16 protein-coding genes are annotated in these 20,637 nt (G+C 63.4%); 10 read left to right on the top strand and 6 right to left on the bottom strand.

Going from position 1 to position 20,637, the window contains the following annotated elements; all coding sequences use genetic code 11:
* Both lgt and ACI7M0_RS25335 read left to right on the top strand, forming a co-directional pair.
* Nucleotides 1–807 carry a prolipoprotein diacylglyceryl transferase gene (lgt, locus tag ACI7M0_RS25340; protein ID WP_010955678.1) on the top strand — a complete coding sequence of 269 codons (807 nt, stop codon included), beginning with the start codon at nucleotides 1–3 and terminating at the stop codon, nucleotides 805–807.
* A gap of 51 nt (nucleotides 808–858) precedes the next feature.
* A complete protein-coding gene (locus ACI7M0_RS25335; RefSeq protein ID WP_010955677.1) occupies nucleotides 859–1,830 on the top strand; it encodes a thymidylate synthase in 972 nt (323 codons plus the stop codon).
* Between the two features lie 118 nt (nucleotides 1,831–1,948).
* On the opposite strand, the gene cadR is transcribed toward ACI7M0_RS25335, so the two are convergent.
* Nucleotides 1,949–2,392 carry a cadmium resistance transcriptional regulator CadR gene (gene cadR / locus ACI7M0_RS25330; protein WP_019439122.1) on the bottom strand — a complete coding sequence of 148 codons (444 nt, stop codon included), beginning with the start codon at nucleotides 2,390–2,392 and terminating at the stop codon, nucleotides 1,949–1,951.
* An 83-nt stretch (nucleotides 2,393–2,475) separates the two neighbouring features.
* Here cadR and ACI7M0_RS25325 point away from each other — a divergent pair, with 83 nt between their 5' ends.
* The 5 genes from ACI7M0_RS25325 to ACI7M0_RS25305 all read left to right on the top strand — a co-directional run bounded on the left by ACI7M0_RS25325 (nucleotide 2,476) and on the right by ACI7M0_RS25305 (nucleotide 9,697).
* Nucleotides 2,476–4,734 (top strand): heavy metal translocating P-type ATPase, encoded by a 2,259-nt coding sequence (locus ACI7M0_RS25325; RefSeq protein ID WP_129932862.1) that lies wholly within the window; start codon nucleotides 2,476–2,478, stop codon nucleotides 4,732–4,734.
* Between the two features lie 9 nt (nucleotides 4,735–4,743).
* Nucleotides 4,744–5,613 carry a LysR family transcriptional regulator gene (locus ACI7M0_RS25320; protein WP_129932863.1) on the top strand — a complete coding sequence of 290 codons (870 nt, stop codon included), beginning with the start codon at nucleotides 4,744–4,746 and terminating at the stop codon, nucleotides 5,611–5,613.
* Between the two features lie 255 nt (nucleotides 5,614–5,868).
* The gene (locus tag ACI7M0_RS25315) at nucleotides 5,869–6,927 is read left to right on the top strand and encodes a putative 2-aminoethylphosphonate ABC transporter ATP-binding protein (RefSeq protein WP_129932864.1); all 1,059 of its coding nucleotides are present in this window, start codon (nucleotides 5,869–5,871) and stop codon (nucleotides 6,925–6,927) included.
* Nucleotide 6,928: 1 nt separating this feature from the next.
* The gene (locus ACI7M0_RS25310; RefSeq protein ID WP_129932865.1) at nucleotides 6,929–8,653 is read left to right on the top strand and encodes a putative 2-aminoethylphosphonate ABC transporter permease subunit; all 1,725 of its coding nucleotides are present in this window, start codon (nucleotides 6,929–6,931) and stop codon (nucleotides 8,651–8,653) included.
* An 18-nt stretch (nucleotides 8,654–8,671) separates the two neighbouring features.
* A complete protein-coding gene (locus ACI7M0_RS25305; protein WP_014592747.1) occupies nucleotides 8,672–9,697 on the top strand; it encodes a putative 2-aminoethylphosphonate ABC transporter substrate-binding protein in 1,026 nt (341 codons plus the stop codon).
* Between the two features lie 967 nt (nucleotides 9,698–10,664).
* On the opposite strand, the gene ACI7M0_RS25300 is transcribed toward ACI7M0_RS25305, so the two are convergent.
* Together ACI7M0_RS25300 and ACI7M0_RS25295 are read right to left on the bottom strand one after the other, a co-directional pair.
* Nucleotides 10,665–12,029, bottom strand: a complete 1,365-nt coding sequence (locus tag ACI7M0_RS25300) for a GTPase/DUF3482 domain-containing protein (RefSeq protein ID WP_129933504.1) — start codon at nucleotides 12,027–12,029, stop codon at nucleotides 10,665–10,667.
* Entirely contained in the window at nucleotides 12,022–13,413 is a 1,392-nt protein-coding gene (locus ACI7M0_RS25295; RefSeq protein ID WP_020192726.1) for a DUF2868 domain-containing protein, read from the bottom strand. Before ACI7M0_RS25295 ends, ACI7M0_RS25300 begins: the two co-directional genes overlap by 8 nt.
* A gap of 54 nt (nucleotides 13,414–13,467) precedes the next feature.
* Between ACI7M0_RS25295 and ACI7M0_RS25290 the strand changes: the two genes are divergently transcribed.
* The gene (locus tag ACI7M0_RS25290; protein WP_104962742.1) at nucleotides 13,468–13,983 is read left to right on the top strand and encodes a dihydrofolate reductase; all 516 of its coding nucleotides are present in this window, start codon (nucleotides 13,468–13,470) and stop codon (nucleotides 13,981–13,983) included.
* A 131-nt stretch (nucleotides 13,984–14,114) separates the two neighbouring features.
* Here the strand turns inward: ACI7M0_RS25290 and ACI7M0_RS25285 are convergent, their stop codons facing one another.
* A complete protein-coding gene (locus ACI7M0_RS25285) occupies nucleotides 14,115–15,506 on the bottom strand; it encodes an L-cystine transporter (protein ID WP_104962741.1) in 1,392 nt (463 codons plus the stop codon).
* A gap of 243 nt (nucleotides 15,507–15,749) precedes the next feature.
* Here ACI7M0_RS25285 and ACI7M0_RS25280 point away from each other — a divergent pair, with 243 nt between their 5' ends.
* On the top strand, nucleotides 15,750–16,805 hold the full coding sequence (locus tag ACI7M0_RS25280; protein ID WP_021783642.1) for a phosphorylcholine phosphatase: 1,056 nt from the start codon (nucleotides 15,750–15,752) through the stop codon (nucleotides 16,803–16,805).
* Nucleotides 16,806–16,813: 8 nt separating this feature from the next.
* On the opposite strand, the gene ACI7M0_RS25275 is transcribed toward ACI7M0_RS25280, so the two are convergent.
* Complete coding sequence (locus ACI7M0_RS25275; protein WP_129933506.1) at nucleotides 16,814–17,482, bottom strand: FMN-dependent NADH-azoreductase; 669 nt, start codon at nucleotides 17,480–17,482, stop codon at nucleotides 16,814–16,816.
* Between the two features lie 101 nt (nucleotides 17,483–17,583).
* Between ACI7M0_RS25275 and ACI7M0_RS25270 the strand changes: the two genes are divergently transcribed.
* Complete coding sequence (locus ACI7M0_RS25270; protein WP_218115555.1) at nucleotides 17,584–18,474, top strand: LysR family transcriptional regulator; 891 nt, start codon at nucleotides 17,584–17,586, stop codon at nucleotides 18,472–18,474.
* A gap of 70 nt (nucleotides 18,475–18,544) precedes the next feature.
* Here the strand turns inward: ACI7M0_RS25270 and ilvD are convergent, their stop codons facing one another.
* Entirely contained in the window at nucleotides 18,545–20,386 is a 1,842-nt protein-coding gene (gene ilvD / locus ACI7M0_RS25265; RefSeq protein ID WP_003249056.1) for a dihydroxy-acid dehydratase, read from the bottom strand.
* Nucleotides 20,387–20,637: the final 251 nt, after the last annotated feature.

Below are 20,637 nucleotides of genomic sequence, written 5' to 3'. Positions count from 1 at the left end.
ATGCTGCCTTACCCGCAGATAGACCCCGTGGCCCTGGCCATCGGGCCGCTGAAAATCCATTGGTACGGCCTGATGTACCTGATCGGCATCGGCGGTGCCTGGCTGCTGGCCTCACGCCGGCTGAACCGCTTCGACCCCACCTGGAACCGCGAGAAGCTGTCCGACCTGGTGTTCTGGCTGTCGATGGGGGTGATTGTCGGCGGGCGCCTGGGCTATGTGCTGTTCTACGATCTGCACGCCTACCTGGCCAACCCGACGCTGATCTTCGAGGTATGGAAAGGCGGTATGTCGTTCCACGGTGGCTTCATCGGCGTGATGCTGGCGGCCTTGTGGTTCGGCAAGCGCAACAACAAGTCGTTCTTCGAGCTGATGGACTTCGTCGCCCCGCTGGTACCGATTGGCCTGGGTGCCGGGCGTATCGGCAACTTCATCAACGCCGAGCTGTGGGGCAAACCCACCGACGTCCCATGGGCGATGATCTTCCCGCCGTTCAGCGACCCGGCCCAGTTGCCGCGCCACCCGTCACAGCTCTACCAGTTCGCCCTTGAGGGCGTGGCGCTGTTCGTCATCCTGTGGCTGTTCTCGCGCAAGCCACGGCCGACCATGGCGGTGTCGGGAATGTTCTCGTTGTGCTATGGCATCTTCCGCTTCGCCGTGGAGTTTGTCCGGGTGCCGGATGCACAACTCGGTTACATCGCGTTCGGCTGGCTCACTCAAGGCCAGTTGCTGTGCATTCCGATGATAGTCGGTGGCCTCGTCTTGATCTGGTGGGCTTATAATCGCAAGCCCACGGCGAAACCCGCCTGATTAATCCCACGGCAGGGGCGATCCCCCTGCCGTTTTTGCTACAGGTAAGCCATGAAACAGTATCTGGACCTGGTCCGCGACGTCATTGATAACGGCACGTTGCAGGGAAACCGCACCGGCATCCGCACCATCAGCCTGCCGGGCGCAATGCTGCGTTTCGACCTGCAGAAGGGCTTTCCGGCCATTACCACGCGCAAGCTGGCGTTCAAGTCGGCGATCGGTGAAATGGTCGGTTTCCTGCGCGGCGTGAAGAACGCCGGTGAGTTCCGTGAGCTTGGCTGCAAGGTCTGGGACCAGAACGCCAACGAAAACGCCCAGTGGCTGGCCAACCCGTTCCGTCAGGGCCATGACGACCTGGGCGAGATCTATGGCGTGCAATGGCGCCAGTGGCCGGGCTACAAGCGCATCCCGCTGAGCAACCCGGCGGCCATCGAAATGGCCGAGCAAGCCGGTTTCCGCCGCATTGCCCAGGACGAAGAGGACGGCGTCGCGTTCGTCATCCTGTACAAGGCGATCGACCAGGTGCGCCAGTGCCTGGACACCATCGCCAACGACCCGGGTAGCCGCCGCATCCTGTTCCACGGCTGGAACTGCGCGCAACTGGACGAAATGGCACTGCCACCGTGTCACTTGCTGTACCAGTTCCACCCGAATGTCGAGACCAGGGAAATTTCCCTGACCCTCTACATCCGCTCCAACGACCTGGGGCTGGGCACGCCGTTCAACCTCACCGAAGGCGCGGCGCTGCTGTCGCTGTTCGGCCGCCTGACCGGCTATACACCGCGCTGGTTCACCTACTTCATCGGCGATGCCCATGTGTATGAAAACCACCTGGACATGCTGAACGAGCAGCTCAAGCGCGAGCCGTTGGAAGCGCCGAAGCTGGTGATCAGCGACCGTGTTCCGGCATTTGCCGAAACTGGCAAGTATGAGCCGGAGTGGCTGGAGAAGATCGAACCGAGTGATTTCTGGCTGGAAGGCTATGAGCACCATGCGCCGATGACAGCGCCGATGGCGGTCTGATAGATCTTCATTGTTTGAACTGGCCTCTTCGCGGGTGAACCCGCTCCTACGGGGTACTGCACAGGCCTAAGTCCTGCGCGGTCCATGTAGGAGCGGGTTCACCCGCGAAGCTTCTGGCTTAATGCCCATGACTCCGCCCCACATGCGAATGCTCGGTATCCGGCACCGACACCGCCCCGTTCGTCTCCAGTTGCTGCAAGATCGCGCATTCACTCCCCTGCGCGTTGCAGCGCCGCCGCAGCTCCACCAGCTGCTCCTGCAATGCCACCAGGCCATCGATCCGCGCCTGAACATGCTCGATATGCTCGTCGATCAGCGCATTGACGCTGCCGCACGCGTCGGCGGGGCTGTCGCGCAGGCGTAGCAGGCTGCGAATTTCGTCCAGGGTCATGTCCAGCGTGCGACAGTTGCGGATGAAGGTCAGCCGCTCCACATGGGCCTGGGTGTACAACCGGTAGTTGCCCTCGCTGCGCGCCGGCTCCGGCAGCAGGTTTTCACGCTCGTAGTAGCGGATGGTTTCCACCGCGCAGTCGGTGGCTTTGGCCAGTTCTCCGATCTTCATCGCGAAATCTCCAGCAAGTGGCTTGACCCTATAGTGGCTACAGGGTGTTCACTTGGCAACAGGCTCAATTTAAGGATGACCCCATGAACCAGCCTGTCAGCCACGAACACAAGCATCCGCACGATCACGATCACGCTCATGGTAATGACGACCATGGCCATGCTGCCCACGGCCACAGCTGCTGCGGCGCCAAAGCCGCGCCGCCGCTGGTGCAACTGAGCGAAACGGCCAGTGCCCAGGCACAACTCAGCCTTTTCCGCATCGAGGCCATGGACTGTCCCACCGAACAGACCCTGATTCAGGACAAACTGAGCAAGCTGGCCGGTATCGAACAGCTGGAGTTCAACCTGATCAACCGCGTGCTTGGCGTGCGTCACACCCTGGACGGCACCGCCAACATCGAGCGGGCGATCGACAGCCTGGGCATGAAGGCCGAGCCGATTGCCGCCCAGGACGACGGCAGCGTCAGCGTGCCACAACCGGCCAAGGCCCGCTGGTGGCCACTGGCATTGTCGGGCGTTGCCGCAATCGCCGCTGAAATCGTGCACTTTGCTGCACTGGCCCCTGAGTGGGTGGTAGCGGGACTGGCGCTTGCCGCGATCCTCGGTTGCGGCCTGGGTACCTACAAGAAGGGCTGGATTGCCCTGAAAAACCGGAACCTCAACATCAATGCGCTGATGAGTATCGCCGTGACGGGGGCCGTATTGATCGGCCAGTGGCCGGAAGCGGCTATGGTGATGGTGCTGTTCACCGTTGCCGAACTGATCGAAGCGCGCTCGCTGGACCGTGCGCGCAATGCCATCGGCGGCTTGATGCAACTGACCCCGGACATGGCTACGGTGCAGCAGGCCGATGGCCAGTGGCGCGAGCTGGAAGTGCGTGAGGTAGACATCGGCGCACTGGTGCGGGTGCGCCCGGGTGAGCGCATCGGCCTGGACGGTGAAGTGACCAGTGGGCAATCCAGTGTCGATCAGGCGCCGATTACCGGCGAAAGCCTGCCTATAGAGAAGGGTGTGGGCGACAAGCTATTTGCTGGCACCATCAACCAGGCGGGGGCGCTGGAATTTCGCGTCACCGCCGCTGCCGGGCAGTCGACACTGGCGCGGATCATCAAGGCGGTGGAGGAAGCGCAGGGCGCGCGGGCGCCCACCCAGCGCTTCGTCGACCGTTTCTCGCGCATCTACACCCCGGTGGTGTTCGCCATTGCCCTGGCCGTGGCGCTGATACCACCGCTGTTCCTGGCTGGCGCCTGGTTCGACTGGGTATACCGCGCCTTGGTGCTGCTGGTGGTGGCCTGCCCCTGCGCGCTGGTGATCTCGACTCCGGTGACCATCGTCAGTGGCCTGGCCGCCGCTGCGCGCAAAGGCATCCTGATCAAGGGTGGCGTGTACCTGGAGGGTGGCCGCCACCTGGATTTTCTGGCCCTGGACAAGACCGGCACCATCACCCATGGCAAGCCGGTGCAGACCGACGCCAAGGTGCTGGCGCCGCTGTTCGAAGACCGTGCGCAAGCCTTGGCGGCCAGCCTGGGCGAGCGTTCGGACCACCCGGTGTCCCGCGCCATTGCCGAGTTCGGCAAGCAGCAAGGCCTGGCCTTGAGCGAGGTCAGTGACTTCGCCGCCCTGGCCGGGCGTGGCGTGCGTGGTGTCATTGCCGGTGAGGTCTACCACTTGGGCAACCACCGCCTGGTCGAGGAGCTGGGGCTGTGTTCGCCAGCGCTGGAGGCCCAACTGGATGCGCTGGAGCGCCAGGGCAAGACCGTGGTCCTGCTGCTGGACCGCTCCGGGCCACTGGCACTGTTCGCTGTGGCCGACACGGTCAAGGACAGCAGCCGTCAGGCGATCGCTGAATTGCATCAGCTGGGTATCAAGACTGTCATGCTGACCGGTGACAATCCGCATACTGCGCAGGCCATTGCCGCCGTGGTGGGGATCGACCGCGCCGAGGGCAACCTGTTGCCGGCCGACAAGCTGAGAACCATTGAGGCGTTGTACGCCCAGGGCCATCGGGTGGGCATGGTCGGTGACGGCATCAACGACGCCCCGGCACTGGCCCGCGCCGAAATCGGTTTTGCCATGGCTGCTGCCGGCACCGACACCGCCATCGAGACGGCCGATGTGGCGCTGATGGACGATGACTTGCGGAAAATCCCGGCCTTCGTCAGGCTGTCGCGCCAAAGTGCGGCGATTCTCATGCAGAACATCGTCCTGGCGTTGGGCATCAAGGCGATATTTCTGGCGATCACCTTCGCCGGCATGGCCACGATGTGGATGGCGGTGTTCGCTGATATGGGCGTGAGCTTGCTGGTGGTGTTCAACGGCTTGCGCCTTTTGCGCAAATAGAGGACGTACATGCTGAGTTCCGAGCTGAAGGCCTTCTACATGGTGGCCCGTCTGGGCAGCATCACCCAGGCGGCGAAGAAGCTTGGCCTCAGCCAGCCCACGGTGACCACGCAGATCCGCAGCCTGGAAGGCCAGTACGCCGTGGAGCTGTTCTACCGCGGCGGGCGGCGCCTGGTGTTGAGCGAGGAGGGCTTACGCCTGCTGCCGATGGTCAAGGCGCTGCTGCAGCAGGAAGCCGACATCGAGTTCGAGCTGCGCAACAGTGGCCAGGCCCAGGGCAGCCTGCGCATCGCTGCCACTGCGCCTTACTACATTCTCGACCTGGTCAAGATCTATCGCGAACGCCTGCCGCAGGTTGAAGTGGCGGTGGAGATCGGCAACTCGCAGCAGGTGCTGGAAATGCTCGAGGATTACCGGGTGGACATTGCCGCGTCGTCGCAATGGGTGGAGGACGCACGGTTGGTGCGGCGGATACTGGGCACTGACCCTTTGGTGGTGGCGGTGCACCGCAACCATCCGCTGGCCCATCGCCAGACGGTGTCGATCGAGGTGGTGTCGGGGCAGTGCCTGCTGATGCGCGAGAAGGGCTCGACCACACGCAAGCTGACCGAGCAGATGATGCAGGAGGCTGGGGTCAAGGCCAGCGCCATGATGGAAATCGGCAGCCGCGAGTCGATCCGCGAAGCGGTGCTGCGCAATATCGGCATCAGCGTGATTGCCCGCCATGAGGTGCCGCACAATCCCGAACTCCGGGTGCTGGCGCTGGAAAATGCGCCGGTGATGCATGAGTACCTGTATTGCCTGAAGGAGCGGCGCCAGGCCCGGTTGCCGGCGGCATTCCTGGGGGTGGCGCAGGAAGTGGCCGGTTCGCAGTTCTAGATTCGTGTTGGCTTGTTCGCGGGTAAACCCGCTCCTGCATTTCTGCGTACATGCATGCCTGCATTTCTGCGATCGCGCATGCCTGCATTTTCCGCGAACACGCATTCCGTTGTAGGAGCGGGTTTACCCGCGAAGAGGCCGGTACAGGCCACTACTAAATCTGCCTATACCACTATCACCGGCTTTTGCCTTAAAGCCACAGAACCTTCGCACAGCCTGCCTAGCATGGCCCCATCTCTTCGATGAGGCCTTGCCATGAACCACACCACCCCCGGCGCACAGATAAAAGTGTGCAACATCCACAAGCGCTTCGGTGCCTTTACGGCGCTCAACGATGTATCGCTGGACATCGCCGCGGGCGAACTGGTGTGCCTGCTCGGCCCATCCGGCTGTGGCAAGACCACGCTGCTGCGTTGCATTGCCGGCCTGGAGCGCCAGGATCGCGGTACGCTGTACATCGGCGAACGTGATATCTCCGATCTGTCCCCCCAGGCGCGCGACTACGGCATCCTGTTCCAGTCCTACGCGCTGTTTCCCAACCTTACCGTCGAAGCCAATATCGCCTATGGCCTGACGGGCAGTGGTCGCGAGCAGGCCCGTCAGCAGGTGGCCGAAATGCTCGAACTGGTAGGCCTGTCTGGCAGCGAGAAGAAGTACCCAGGCCAGCTCTCCGGTGGCCAGCAGCAACGTGTGGCCCTGGCCCGCGCGCTGGCACCGTCGCCATCGCTGCTGCTGCTCGATGAGCCGATGTCGGCGCTGGACGCCCGGGTGCGCGAGCACTTGTGCACCGAATTGCGTCAGCTGCAGCGCCAACTGGGCATCACCACGTTGATGGTTACCCACAACCAGGACGAGGCCATGTTGATGGCCGACCGCATCGCGGTGATGAACAACGGCCAGGTCGAGCAGTACGCCACCCCGCAGGAAATCTATGACCACCCGGCCACGCCGTTCGTGGCCGAGTTCGTCGGCCAGGGCAACTGGCTGCCGTTCCAGCGCAGCAGCGACAGCCATGCCCTGGTCGGCGACATGAACATGCGCCTGGCGCCGGGTTCAGCCCAGGCCAGCAGTGGCCGGCTGTTCTGCCGCCCGGAAGCGATCACGGTCAACCCGGTGGTGCACGAAGAAAACCTGTTCCCGGCCATGGTCCGCGAAATCACCTTCCTCGGTAACCGCTGCCGCATGAGCTTTGAACTCAAGGCCCTGCCAGGCCATGCCCTGCTGGCCGAGCTGGCCCCTGAGGCCATGCCGCGCCTGGGCTCGCAGGACATCTGGGTGGCGTTGCCGCCGCAGAGCCTGCAGGTGTTTGCCTGAGATGGCCGCGCCAATGTCCCTGCCGTTGAGCCAGGCCAAAGCCGCGCCGCGTGCTGGCATCGCCCTGGGTGACCGGCTGTTCGTCGTCGGCGGCAAGAGCCTGCTGCTGATCCTGTTGGTGCTGGCCGTGCTGATGCCGTTGCTGGCGATCTTCTGGCGTGGTTTCAGCGGTGAAGCGGGCCAGGGCGGTGGCTTGCTGGCGGCCCGTGAACTGTTCACCAGCGCCAGCTTCCATTGGTTGCTTGGCAACAGCCTGTCGGTGGCCTTCACTGTCGCGGCCATTGTGGTACCGCTGGCCTATTTGTTCGCCTTTGCCCTGCAACGCACGTTGATTCCGGCCAAGGGCCTGTGGCGGGGGATTTCGCTGCTGCCATTGCTGGCACCGTCGATGCTGCCGGCCATCGCCCTGGTCTACCTGTTTGGCAACCAGGGCCTGCTGCGTGGGTTGCTCAGCGACAATATCTACGGCTTCTGGGGCATCGTGCTGGGCGAGGCCATCTATACCTTCCCGCATGCGCTGATGATTCTGCTGTCGGCACTGTCACTGGCCGATGCTCGCCTGTTCGATGCGGCCTCCAGCATGGGGGCAGGCTCGTGGCGTGCGTTCACCAGCATCACCTGGCCGGCCTCGCGCCAGGCGGTATTCGCGGCGTTTTGCCTGGTATTCACGCTGACTATCACAGACTTCGGTGTACCGGTCGTGGTGGGGGGCGACTATCAGGTGCTGGCGCTGGAAGCCTACAAGGCGGTGGTGGGCCAGCAACAGTTCGGCCGTGGCGCGCTGATCGGCATGGTGCTGCTGTTGCCGGCCCTGTTGAGCTTTACCGTCGACGCCTGGCTGCGTAGACGCCAGGGCGAGGCCATGGGTGGCCGTGCCCAGGTGTTCGAACCCAAGCCATCACGCGGCCGCGATGCCTGCTTCCTGACCATTGTGCTGCTGGTGTGCGCGGCGTTGCTGGTGGTGATCGGTATGGCGGTGTACTCCTCGCTGGTCACTTTCTGGCCCTACAACCTGTCGTTGTCGTTGCGCCACTACATGTTCGAAGACACTGCCGGTGGCGGCTGGCTGGCCTACCGCAATAGCGTGACCATGGCCATTGGCACCGCGCTGATCGGCAGCATCGTGATCTTCACTGGTGCCTACCTGATGGAGAAGACCCAGGGCCAACGCCTGCTCAACCATGCGCTGCGCCTGCTCAGCTTCATCCCCATGGCCGTGCCGGGCCTGGTACTGGGCCTGGGCTACGTATTCTTCTTCAACCTGAACGGCAACCCGCTGCATGTGCTGTACGGCGGCATGGGGTTGCTGGTGGTGTGCACCATTGCCCATTACCTGACCACCGCGCAGATGACCGCGACCACCGCCCTGCGCCAACTCGACGGCGAGTTCGAGGCCGCCGCGCTGTCGCTGAAAGCGCCGTTGTACAAGCACTTCCTGCGCGTGACCGTGCCGATTTGCCTGCCGGCGCTGCTGGACATCATCCGCTACCTGTTCGTATCGGCGATGACCACCGTGTCGGCAGCGATCTTTCTGTACAGCCCCGACACCATCCTGGCTGCCGTTGCCGTGCTGAACATGGACGACGCCGGCAACGTTGGCGGTGCCGCCGCCATGTCCACCTTGATCCTGCTGACCAGTGCCGGCGCTTCACTGTTGCTGGCTGCAGCCTCGCGCGGCCTGCTGCGCCGCTCCCAAGCCTGGCGCCAACGCGCCGCGACCGTCTGACCTGTAAGGAACCTACCCATGCACAAGCACCTTGCACTTGCCGTTGCCGTTTCCGCCGTGTTCAGCCTGCAGGCTTCGGCCGCCGATACCCAACTGACGGTCTACACCGCCCTGGAAGCCGAGCAACTGAAAACCTACAAGCAGGCCTTTGAGAAAGCCAACCCGGATATCGAGATCAAGTGGGTGCGTGATTCCACCGGTATCATCACCGCCAAGCTGCTGGCGGAGAAAGAGCGCCCGCAAGCTGACGCTGTGTGGGGGTTGGCGGCATCGAGCCTGGCCATCCTCGACCAGAACGGCATGCTCGAAGCCTATGCGCCAAAGGACCTGGGCAAGATCTCCGGCAATTATCGCGACGCCGCCAACCCGCCAGCCTGGGTCGGCATGGACGTGTGGGCCGCCACCATTTGCTTCAACACCATCGAGGCCGAGAAACAGGGCCTGAGCAAACCGGTGAGCTGGCAGGACCTGACCAAGCCTGAGTACAAAGGCAAGATCGTCATGCCCAACCCGGCCTCGTCCGGCACCGGCTTCCTGGATGTCAGTGCCTGGTTGCAGACCTTTGGCGAGCCGCAGGGCTGGGCCTACATGGATGCGCTGCACCAGAACATCGGCCAGTACGTTCATTCCGGCTCCAAACCGTGCAAGCTGGCGGCGGCGGGCGAGTTCCCGATCGGTATTTCGTTCGAATACCCGGCCGTTCAGCTCAAGCGCCAAGGCGCGCCGTTGGACATCGTGCTGCCAAAGGAGGGTTTGGGCTGGGAGATCGAGGCAACCGCAGTGATCAAAGGCTCGCCCAAGGCGGATGCAGCCAAGCGCCTGGCCGATTTCTCCGCCAGCCCGGCGGCCATGGAACTGTACAAGGAAAACTTCGCCGTACTGGCCGCGCCGGGCATCGCCAAGCCGCAGACCGAGCTACCGGCGGATTATGAGCAGCGGTTGATCAAGAACGACTTTGCCTGGGCCTCGAAGAACCGCGACCAGATTCTGGCCGAATGGCGCAAGCGCTATGACGGCAAGTCGGAGAAGGTGGCCCAGCAGTAACGCTTCACTATTGCAGGGCCGGCCTCTTCGCGGGTAAACCGTGAAAGGGCCGGCCCTGCTGGCCAATTTCCACCCGCCGTTCACTGTTGCTGCCGCTACCGTATTCGCGGGTAAACCCGCTCCTACACCGGATTGGTGGTGGGCGCACATCGGTGGTTGGACACAGGCCGCCGTGTAGGAGCGGGTTTACCCGCGAAGAGGCCGGCCCTGCTGGCCAATTTCCACCCGCCGTTCACTGTTGCTGCCGCTACCGTATTCGCGGGTAAACCCGCTCCTACACCGGATTGGTGGTGGGCGCACATCGGTGGTTGGACACAGGCCGCCGTGTAGGAGCGGGTTTACCCGCGAAGAGGCCGGCCCTGCTGGCCAATTTCCACCCGCCGTTCACTGTTGCTGCCGCTACCGTATTCGCGGGTAAACCCGCTCCTACACCGGATTGGTGGTGGGCGCACATCGGTGGTTGGACACAGGCCGCCGTGTAGGAGCGGGTTTACCCGCGAAGAGGCCGGCCCTGCTGGCCAATTTCTACCCGCCGCTCACCGTTGCCGCCGCTACCGTATTCGCGGGTAAACCCGCTCCTACACCGGATTGGTGGTGGGCGCACATCGGGGATTGGACACAGGCCGCCGTGTAGGAGCGGGTTTACCCGCGAAGAGGCCGGCCCTGCTGGCCAATTTCTACCCGCCGCTCACCGTTGCCGCCGCCACCGTATTCGCGGGTAAACCCGCTCCGGATTGGCGGTGGACACACATCGGTGGTTGTACACAGGCCGCCCGTAGGAGCGGGTTTACCCGCGAAAGGGCCGGCCCTGCTGGCCAATTTCTACCCGCCGCTCACCGTTGCCGCCGCTACCGTATTCGCGGGTAAACCCGCTCCTACGCCGGATTGGTGGTGGGCGCACATCGGTGGTTGTACACAGGCCGCCCGTAGGAGCGGGTTTACCCGCGAAGAGGCCAACCCTGCTGGCTCAAATCTGTGAAACCAGCGCCTCCAACTGCTCCTGCCGCTCAGCCTGATTCAGCTTGGCCCCGGGATTCAGGGTGGACCACTGCGGGTGCGCCCGCGCTTTGACCAACGCCTCCGGCAACTTGCCCTCACGCCAGGCCTTTTCATCCAGCTCACCCAGCCTGATGCTGTCCTGCGCCGCATGCCCGCGGTTATCCAGCGCCACCATCAACTGCTGCTGACGCAAGGCCAGCAAACGCAATACCGTGTCGTCCACGGTCAGCTCGCGCTTGCCCTTGAGCTTGCCCATCAACCGCGAACCATAGTTGCGCGCCGTCTGCAGCGCGCCACCGGCAATCGCCCCGGCCAGCGCCGCCGCGCCGAGGGTAAGGCCACCAACCAGCAAATCGACCCCGGCCCCCGCTGTCGCCCCCGCCGCCACGCCGCTGCCCAGGCGCACGCCCAGCAGTTTCAACGTCTCTGGATTGAACAAATCATCGCCCCAGCGGCCGTCCAGCAACGGCAGGTCGCTGGCATGGGCGTCCTCGCGGCGGAAGGCATACAGCTTGAGCAAGGCTTCGACGCAGCGTTGTTCTCGTTGGCGTATGTCCTGGCGCAGCGCCTCGATGGCCCGGGCTTCTGCCGCTGGTTCGGCCTCGACACTGCGCCGGCATGCAGCGCAATCGAGCAGCAGTTCGGCGATCAGGCGCTTGCCGCTGTGCCGGCGTGCCAAACGCTGTGCCTGCTGGTCGTCGATCAGCCGTTGCAGCGCCGGGCGGGCGTTTTCCAGCAGTAGCGCCAGGCTTTCGTACAAGCGGCGCTCGCCATCTTCCGGCGGGGCCACGCTGTCGAACCGTACCAATGCGTGAAGCCCAAGCCGGGCAAGGGCTTCACGCCATTCCGGCTCACGGTGCTGGCTGCTGGCGACGAAGTTGAGCACCGGCAGCAACGGCTTGCCGCAGTTGGCCAGTACTTCCAGTTCGTCGCGGTACTTGGCCAGCACCGGCTCGCGCGCATCGATCACATACAGCCCGGCATTACTGGCCAGCAGTTGGCGCAATACCTTGGCCTCCTGCTCGAAGCGTTGGCGCGCTTCGCTGCCCTGCAGAAAGCGCTCCAGCCGGGCCGGGCCGTCCAGGCGCTCGCCCGGGCGTTCCAGACGTTCAAGGTAGTCGAGCAGGGCGATGGCATCTTCCAGGCCGGGCGTGTCGTACAGCTCCAGCAAGGGTTCACCGTCCACAGACAGCCGCGCACCTTCCACATGGCGGGTAGTGCTGGGGCGGTGGGACACTTCGCCAAAACCGACGTCGCGGGTCAGGGTGCGCAGTAGCGAGGTTTTGCCGACATTGGTATGGCCGACCACGGCCAGTTTCAGTGGCTCAGTCATGGCCATGCTCCAGCCAGGTCAGCGGTGAGGTGTCGGCATGTTGCAGGCCAAGGCGGTCAAGAGCTTCGTGCCAATCGCCCAGGCGCTCGGCATCGAGGGGCTGGCCCGGTGCAGCCTGCAGCAGCCAGATACGGGTTGCGCCGGCATTGCGCGCCAGTTCGGCGAGCAGCGCCAAACTGCCGCGGTCTGGCGAGCGGCGTGGGTCGCAGGCGATGGCCAGGCGTGCCGGTGGGAAGCGGCTGAGCTGCTCCAACAGCCGGTTGCGTGATTCGCGGCTGTCGAGCACGCCGGCATCGGTCACGCTTTTGGGCAGGGCCGGTGGCCAAGGGCGCTGGTCGTCCAGCTCCAGGCCCACCAGCAGGGCACCGCTGCTGCCGCTTTCCAGCTGCCCGGCGGCAAACTGTGGCAAGGCTTGCGGGGCAGCATCCTGCACGCCGATGCGCTCGCTGCGCGGCATCAGTGCCTCGCGCAGTTGCGCGTAGCCGGGCAGGCCCAGGTCCAGCGTCAGGCGTTCACGGCCCTGGCGCCAGCGCCACAGGCATAGCCCGGCCAGCAGCAGGCGGGGCAGCAGGCCGTATACCAGCACCACGCCGAGCAGCCAGCTGGCCCAGGCCTGGCGTGCCATGTCCAGGGCCGGCAAGCTGTCGCCGCTGGCGCGGATCATGGCTTCGTCGGGCACGGCGAAGCCTAGCAACGAGGGCAGGGCGCCCAGTGCTTGGGTCAGGTGAATGAACGGCTCGGCGGCGAGCAAGGTGGTTTCCCAGACAAAGCCATAGCGTCGGGTCGCCAGCAAGGCCAGCAGCATGCCCAGCGCGGTGAGCATCGCCAGCAGCCACAGACCGTGTACCAACAGGCCGAGCAGCCACCGGTTGAGGCGTTGACGTTGCAGCAGCACCAGCAGCGCTGGCGCCAGGTGCGCGGCCTTGGCATCGCGGGCAAAGCGTTCGCTTAGCCATAGCCACAAGCGGCCCAGCCCTGCGCCATGCTCGCCGCTCAGGGCAAAACCCATGGCCCAGCCCAGCAGCATCAGCAGGTTCAGCCCGAGCAGGCTGCCCAGCGCCCAGAACACATTCACCGGGCGCTGCCCGTCACCGAGGGCGGCCAGCCCCAGGCCTGCGCCGCTGAGCACGGCCAGCAGCAGCAGGGCCAGCAGCGCCAGGCGCGCGCCCTGCTTCCAATGGCGCAGGGCGCCGGTCATGTCATCGCGCTCGGCCAGGAACAGCGCACGTGTTTCGATGCGCGTGGCCAGGTCGCCACCTAGCTGGCGGGCGTGGCGGTTGGCTTCCTGGTCTTCCAGCGGGCCGGCATGTTCTTCGCGCAGGCGTACCGCTTCGGTGAGCCAGCGCTTGTCCAGTGGCGTGGGTGCAGTCACAAGGTCTTCCATTGCACAGGTCAAGGCAGAAGCATAACCCACACGCCCGGTGCTATCCTCGCCGGCATGAATACATCACTTCCCCTCAGCCTGATCGCGGCTTATGCCGAGAACCGCGTGATCGGCATCGACAACTCCATGCCCTGGCATTTGCCGGGGGACTTCAAATACTTCAAGGCCACCACCCTGGGCAAGCCGATCATCATGGGGCGCAAGACCTGGGACTCGCTGGGGCGGCCGCTGCCTGGGCGGCTGAACATCGTGGTCAGCCGCCAGCCGGGGCTTGAACTGGCGGGTGCCGAAGTGTTCGCCTCGCTTGAAGAGGCGTTGGTGCGGGCCGAGCAGTGGGCGCGCGAGCAGGGCGTCGGTGAGCTGATGCTGATTGGTGGCGCGCAGCTGTATGGGCAGGCGCTGGAGAAGGGGCTGGTCAGTCGCATGTACCTGACGCGGGTTGAGTTGGCGCCAGAGGGGGATGCGTGGTTCCCGGCGTTTGATGAAGGGCAGTGGAGGCTGACTTCTAGCGAGACACAGGCTGAGGAAGGTAAGCCGGTGTATCACTTCGAGGTTTGGGATAAGGGGTGAGATTGTTGGGGGCTGCTTTGCAGCCCTTCGCGGGTGAACCCGCTCCTACGGGGGACCGCAGGGGGTTTAGGTTTTGAGCAAGACACGAGCGGCCTTGTCGCGAAAGGGGCGCAATGCGCCCCGGCGATCTGTCAGGTGTGGCTCAGCTCGGCATGTTCATCACCGGCCAGCACTTCCTTGTCTGTCTCTTTCAGCAGCTGGCTGGTGACAACGCCCGCCGTCATCGAACCGTTCACGTTCAACGCCGTACGGCCCATGTCGATCAGCGGCTCCACCGAAATCAGCAACGCCACCAGTTCCACCGGCAAGCCCATGGCTGGCAGCACGATCAGCGCGGCGAAGGTGGCACCGCCGCCCACGCCGGCAACTCCTGCCGAGCTCAGCGTGACGATGGCCACCAGGGTGGCGATCCACAGTGGGTCGAAGGTGTTGATGCCCACCGCTGGCGCGACCATCACCGCCAGCATGGCCGGATAGAGGCCGGCGCAGCCGTTCTGGCCAATGGTGGTGCCGAACGATGCGCTGAAGCTGGCGATCGATTGCGGCACGCCCAGACGGCGGGTTTGTGCCTCGATGTTCAGCGGAATGCTGGCGGCGCTGGAGCGGCTGGTGAAGGCGAAGGTCAGCACCGGCCACACCTTGCGGAAGAAGCGCAGCGGGCTCACACCGGTGGCGGCGAGGATGATGCCATGCACCACGAACATCAACCCCAGGCCCAGGTACGACACCACCACGAAGCTGCCCAGCTTGAGGATGTCCTCCGTGTTGGAGCTGGCCACGACTTTGGTCATCAACGCCAGCACGCCATAGGGGGTCAGCTTCATCACCACCCGCACCAGGCGCATCACCCAGGCCTGCAGGGTGTCGATGGCCGACAGGGCGCGCTCACCCTTCTCGGCGTCGTCCTTGATCAACTGCAGCGCGGCCAGACCGAGGAACACCGCAAAGATCACCACGCTGATGATCGAGGTCGGCTTGGCCCGCGCCAGGTCGCCTACCGGGTTGCTGGGGATGAACGACAGCAGCAGTTGCGGGATGTTGAGGTCGGCGACCTTGCCCGCGTAGTCACTGTGGATAACCTGCATGCGTGCGCTTTCCTGGGCGCCGGCCACCAGGCCCTCGGCGCTGAGGCCGAACAGGTTGGTCAACACAATGCCGATCAGGGCGGCAATGGCCGTGGTCAGCAGCAGGGTGCCGATGCTCAGCACGCTGATGCGGCCCAGTGAAGAGGCATTGTGCAAACGTGCCACGGCACTGAGGATCGAGGCAAAGATCAGCGGCATGACGATCATCTGCAACAGGCCGACATAGCCGTTGCCGACCAGGTCGAGCCACGCGATGGTTGCCTTGAGCACAGGGTGGCCAGCGCCATAGATCGTGTGCAGCACAAGGCCGAAGACCACGCCCAGCACCAGGCCAAGCAGTACCTTCTTGGCCAGGCTCCAGTCGGTGCGGCGGGTTTGTGCCAGACCCAGCAACAGGGCCAGGAACGCCAGCAGGTTGAGTGACAGCGGCAGGTTCATTGAAGCTCCAGCAAAAAAAGCAGAAGTGGCATCGCCTCTGTGAGCGATTGCGAACGGAAATGCTAACAGCCTGAAAACAAACGAATTTATACCCAAATGGAATTTACATAGTCGTTTATGGAATAACGGGATGTCGCAGATTGCAATGAACAAGGCGTTTGCAGCTGCCTGGAGGTCGTTATCGGGGGTTTGCAGTGGGGATTGTTGCACTAGCGTTTCTGGGTCATTTCAGGAGATTCGTACATGAAAGTCGCTGTGAAAGCCGCCGCCATCGGCCTGTCCCTGCTGTTCAGTATCGAAACCTTCGCCACGGAGCTCAAACACTGGCCTGCCGACGCGGCCAAACAGCTCGACAGCATGATCGCCGCCAATGCCAACAAGGGTAACTACGCGGTGTTTGACATGGACAACACCAGTTATCGCTATGACCTGGAAGAAGCCTTGCTTCCGTTTATGGAAAACAAGGGGCTGCTAAGCCGCGACAAGCTCGACCCTTCGTTGAAGCTGATGCCGTTCAAGGACACTGCCGAGCACAAGGAAAGCCTGTTCAGTTACTACTACCGGCTGTGTGAAATCGATGACATGGTCTGCTACCCGTGGGTAGCCCAGGTGTTCTCCGGCTTTACCCTCAAGCAGCTGAAGGCGCAGGTGGATGAGCTGATGGCTTCGACCAAGCCGATCCCCAGCACCTATTACGAAGGCGACCAGGTCAAGGCCATCGAGGTTCAGCCGCCCAAGGTCTTCAAGGGCCAGGCCGAGCTGTACAACAAGCTGATGGAGAATGGCATCGAGGTCTATGTGGTTTCGGCGGCCTCCGAAGAGCTGGTGCGCATGGTCGCCTCGGACCCCAAGTATGGATACAACGTGAAGCCCCAGAACGTGATTGGCGTGAGCCTGCTGCTCAAGGACCGCGCCAGCGGACAGCTGACCACTGCGCGCAAGCAGATCAGCGCCGGGCACTACGATGCCAAGGCTAACGAGGGCCTGGAGTTGACCCCTTACCTGTGGACCCCGGCCACCTGGATGGCGGGCAAGCAGGCGGCGATCCTTACCTACATCGATGAGTGGAAGAAACCGGTGCTGGTGGGCGGCGACACGCCGACCAGCGATGGCTACATGCAGTTCCACGGGGTGGATGTGGGCAAAGGCGGTATCCACCTGTGGATAAACCGCAAGGCCAAGTACATGGACCAGCTCAACGGGATGATTGCCAAGAATGCGGCGGCGCAGGCCAAGGAAGGGTTGCCGGTGACGGCTGACAAGAACTGGGTGATCGTCACGCCGGAGCAGATCCAGTAACGGGAATATCAACCATCGCGGCCCACAATGAGGGTCTGGGCCGCTTTCTGGTCAATGTTCTGCGCCAACAGGGTCACTTGTTCAATGGCACGTTCACGGATCCTGGCGCCCTCAGGGCCGAGGGTCTGTTCGACCACTAAACTGTGCGCCTGGTTAATCCCAACGAAGCGAAACCATGTGTCGATGAAGGTTTTCTCCAGGCCAAACACCTGGTCGGGTGTCTGTGAGCCGGGCCCGTAGCCCAAACCACGGGTGTAGATGGCAATCGCTCGACGCCCGCCAAGCATGCCGTTCAATCCTTGCTCATCGAAGGTGAACAGCACGTCTTTGTGCGAAATCGCGTCGATCAGGTGCTTGAGCTTGTACGGAATACCGAAATTCCACAGCGGTACGCTGAACACCAAGGTATCCGCCCGGTGGAACCGTTGAGCGAGGGCCTTGATCCGGTCCCATGCAGCTGCCTGTGCGGTTGACAGCGGGGCATCGGCAAGCCCCGCGTACTTCGCCGCGAGCAAGGCGCCATCTACCTCAGGCAGTTCACATTCCCAAGGATTCAAGTGATCGATTTCCACCGCTTTGCGCTCGGCCAATGCCGCCAGGAACACGTCGGTAATCTGAGCGGAAACGGACCGCTCTCCTCTGGGTGAGGCGCAGACATACAAGATACGTTCAACCACGGGGCTTCTCCCAAGTAGTGTTGATAAGCCTTGCCGGCGCTTGAGCGCCCAGGCGTTCGGTGGTCAGTCTGATTCAGGGAGATTCATTATAGAAATGACGTATGCTCGCGAGATTGAGTGAGATAGGTGATGAATCTGTGTTCGATACTGTGCTTTTGCGGAGCTTGCTTGCCGTTGCCGACACCGGTGGTTTCACCCGTGCTGCGCAGAGGCTGCACCTAACGCAGTCGGCGATCAGCGCTCATATTCGGCGGCTTGAACGCGAAGCTGGACAAAAATTGCTGGAGCGTACGACCCGTTCGGTCAGCCTGACACCCGCAGGCGCTCGGTTGGCAGGCTATGCCCGCACCATCCTGGCGTTGCACGATGATGCCCGCGCAAGCCTTGGAGCAGGGCGGCGGGTGTCAGGCACGGTGTACGTGGGGTTGAGCGAGGAAATGGTGAAAGCCCCGATCATCGACTGCATGCGTCGTTTTTCGGTGGCACACCCCGATGCAGAGGTGTCCCTGACCGTCGGCCTGACTGGGGAGTTGCTCTCGCTCGTCCACTCGGGTGGGCTGGATATCGTATTGGGCAGCCGCTGCAGCGATGAAGAACGGGGCGAGGTGCTTTGGTCCGAGCCATTGGTGTGGGCGAGAGGGCCGATTGCGCTGGGCAGCGATGAGGTCACCACGCCTGTGCCCTTGGCGGTATTTTCTGATCAATGCCCTTATCGGGCCGCAGCTATTGAGGCCTTGGTACGCGCCGGGCGGCAATGGCGCATCGTTTGCCAGAGCCCAAGTGTCGGCGGGCTGATGACCGCCGTAAGTGGCGGGCTTGGGGTAACGCCTGTCACGCGATCGTCTGCTCTGGCTGCCGGCCTTGTAGAAGTGTCGACGTTGCCAGCCTTGCCTCAAGCACAGTTCGTGCTGACGTCGGCGGCGACACCGAAGCGCTCGGCTGCCCTGCTGCTGGCGCAATTACGCCAATGTGTCGCGAAGGGAGAGCTTTGATCCGGCCTTCATCCACAGGCAAAAAAAACCGGCGTACGAGACGCCGGTTGTGCAAATGCCAGAAAAGCCCTTACAGCCCTTCGAGCATTGCCTTGTTACGCACTGCGCCTTTGTCGGCACTGGTGGCCAGCAGGGCATAGGCCTTGAGCGCGGTGGTCACTTTGCGGGGACGGACCTCGGCTGGCTTCCAGCCCTTCTTGTCCTGCTCGACACGGCGTTCCGCCAGCTCTTCATCGCTGACCAGCAGGTTGATCGAGCGGTTAGGGATGTCGATCAGTACCTTGTCGCCGTCGCGCACCAGGCCGATGGCGCCGCCCGCCGCGGCCTCTGGCGAGGCGTGGCCGATCGACAGGCCCGAGGTACCGCCCGAGAAGCGACCGTCGGTGAGCAGGGCGCAGGCCTTGCCCAGGCCTTTGGACTTGAGGTACGAGGTCGGGTAGAGCATTTCTTGCATGCCCGGGCCGCCTTTCGGGCCTTCGTAGCGGATGATCACGATGTCGCCGGCTTTCACCTCGTCGGCGAGGATGCCGCGCACGGCGCTGTCCTGGCTTTCGAAGATCTTCGCGGTGCCCTCGAACACGTGGATCGATTCGTCGACACCGGCGGTTTTGACCACGCAGCCATCCAGTGCGATGTTGCCGTACAGCACGGCCAGGCCGCCCTCTTGCGAGTAGGCGTGTTCAAAGCTGCGGATACAGCCGTTTTCACGGTCGTCGTCGAGGGTTTCCCAACGGGTCGACTGGCTGAATGCGGTCTGGGTCGGGATACCGGCAGGGCCAGCCTTGAAGAAGGTGTGCACGGCTTCGTCATCGGTCTGGGTGATGTCCCATTTGGCGATGGCTTCTTCCATGCTGCGGCTGTGCACGGTCGGCAGGTCGGTGTGCAGCAGGCCGCCACGGGCCAGCGAACCGAGGATGCTGAAGATGCCGCCGGCGCGGTGGACGTCTTCCATGTGGTACTTCTGGATGTTCGGCGCCACTTTGCACAGCTGCGGCACTTTGCGTGACAGGCGGTCGATGTCGCGCAGGTCGAACGCCACTTCGCCTTCCTGTGCTGCTGCCAGCAGGTGCAGGATGGTGTTGGTCGAACCGCCCATGGCGATGTCCAGCATCATGGCGTTTTCGAACGCTTTGAAGTTGGCGATGCTGCGTGGCAGGACCGACTCGTCATTCTCGCCGTAGTAGCGCTTGCACAGCTCGACGATGGTGCGGCCGGCCGTGAGGAACAGCTGTTCGCGGTCGGAGTGGGTGGCCAGGGTCGAACCGTTGCCCGGCAGGGCCAGGCCCAGGGCTTCGGTCAGGCAGTTCATCGAGTTGGCGGTGAACATGCCGGAGCACGAACCACAGGTCGGGCAGGCGCTGCGCTCGTATTCGGCGACTTTCTCGTCGGAGGCCGTGGAGTCGGCCGCGATGACCATGGCATCGACCAGGTCCAGGCCGTGGCTGGCCAGCTTGGTCTTGCCGGCTTCCATTGGGCCGCCGGAAACGAAGATCACCGGGATGTTCAGGCGCAGGGCGGCCATCAGCATGCCGGGGGTGATCTTGTCGCAGTTGGAGATACAGACGATGGCGTCGGCGCAGTGCGCATTGACCATGTATTCCACGGCGTCGGCAATGATTTCGCGGCTTGGCAGCGAGTACAGCATGCCGTCGTGGCCCATGGCGATGCCGTCATCGACCGCGATGGTGTTGAATTCCTTGGCCACGCCACCGGCGCGTTCGATTTCGCGAGCCACCAGCTGGCCCAGGTCCTTCAGGTGCACATGGCCCGGGACGAACTGGGTGAACGAGTTGGCGATGGCGATGATCGGTTTCTTGAAGTCTTCGTCCTTCATCCCGGTGGCGCGCCACAGTGCACGGGCGCCGGCCATGTTGCGGCCTTGGGTGGAAGTCTTGGAACGATAATCAGGCATGAAACACTCCTGGCGGCTTAATCAGGTCACAAATAGGGGAGTGAGCTTCTCGTGTCCTTTGCGCCGCAGGCCGGTTGCCACTGGCACGGATGGGGCCAAGACCGCGCGGGATCGCCGCGTGCTTGACCAGAGCTCATAAACCCGCCGGGGATGACTGGCGATGAATAGGCCGATTCTACACCGCTGGCGCGGTGAGGGAATGCAGATGTGGATGGTTGGCGGGGGGATTGCGGCAGGAAAGGGCCGCTGGG

This window comes from Pseudomonas sp. 10(2024), from assembly GCF_045164175.1.
Lineage (GTDB): Bacteria > Pseudomonadota > Gammaproteobacteria > Pseudomonadales > Pseudomonadaceae > Aquipseudomonas > Aquipseudomonas alloputida.
This window is presented reverse-complemented; position numbering and strand designations above follow the sequence as displayed.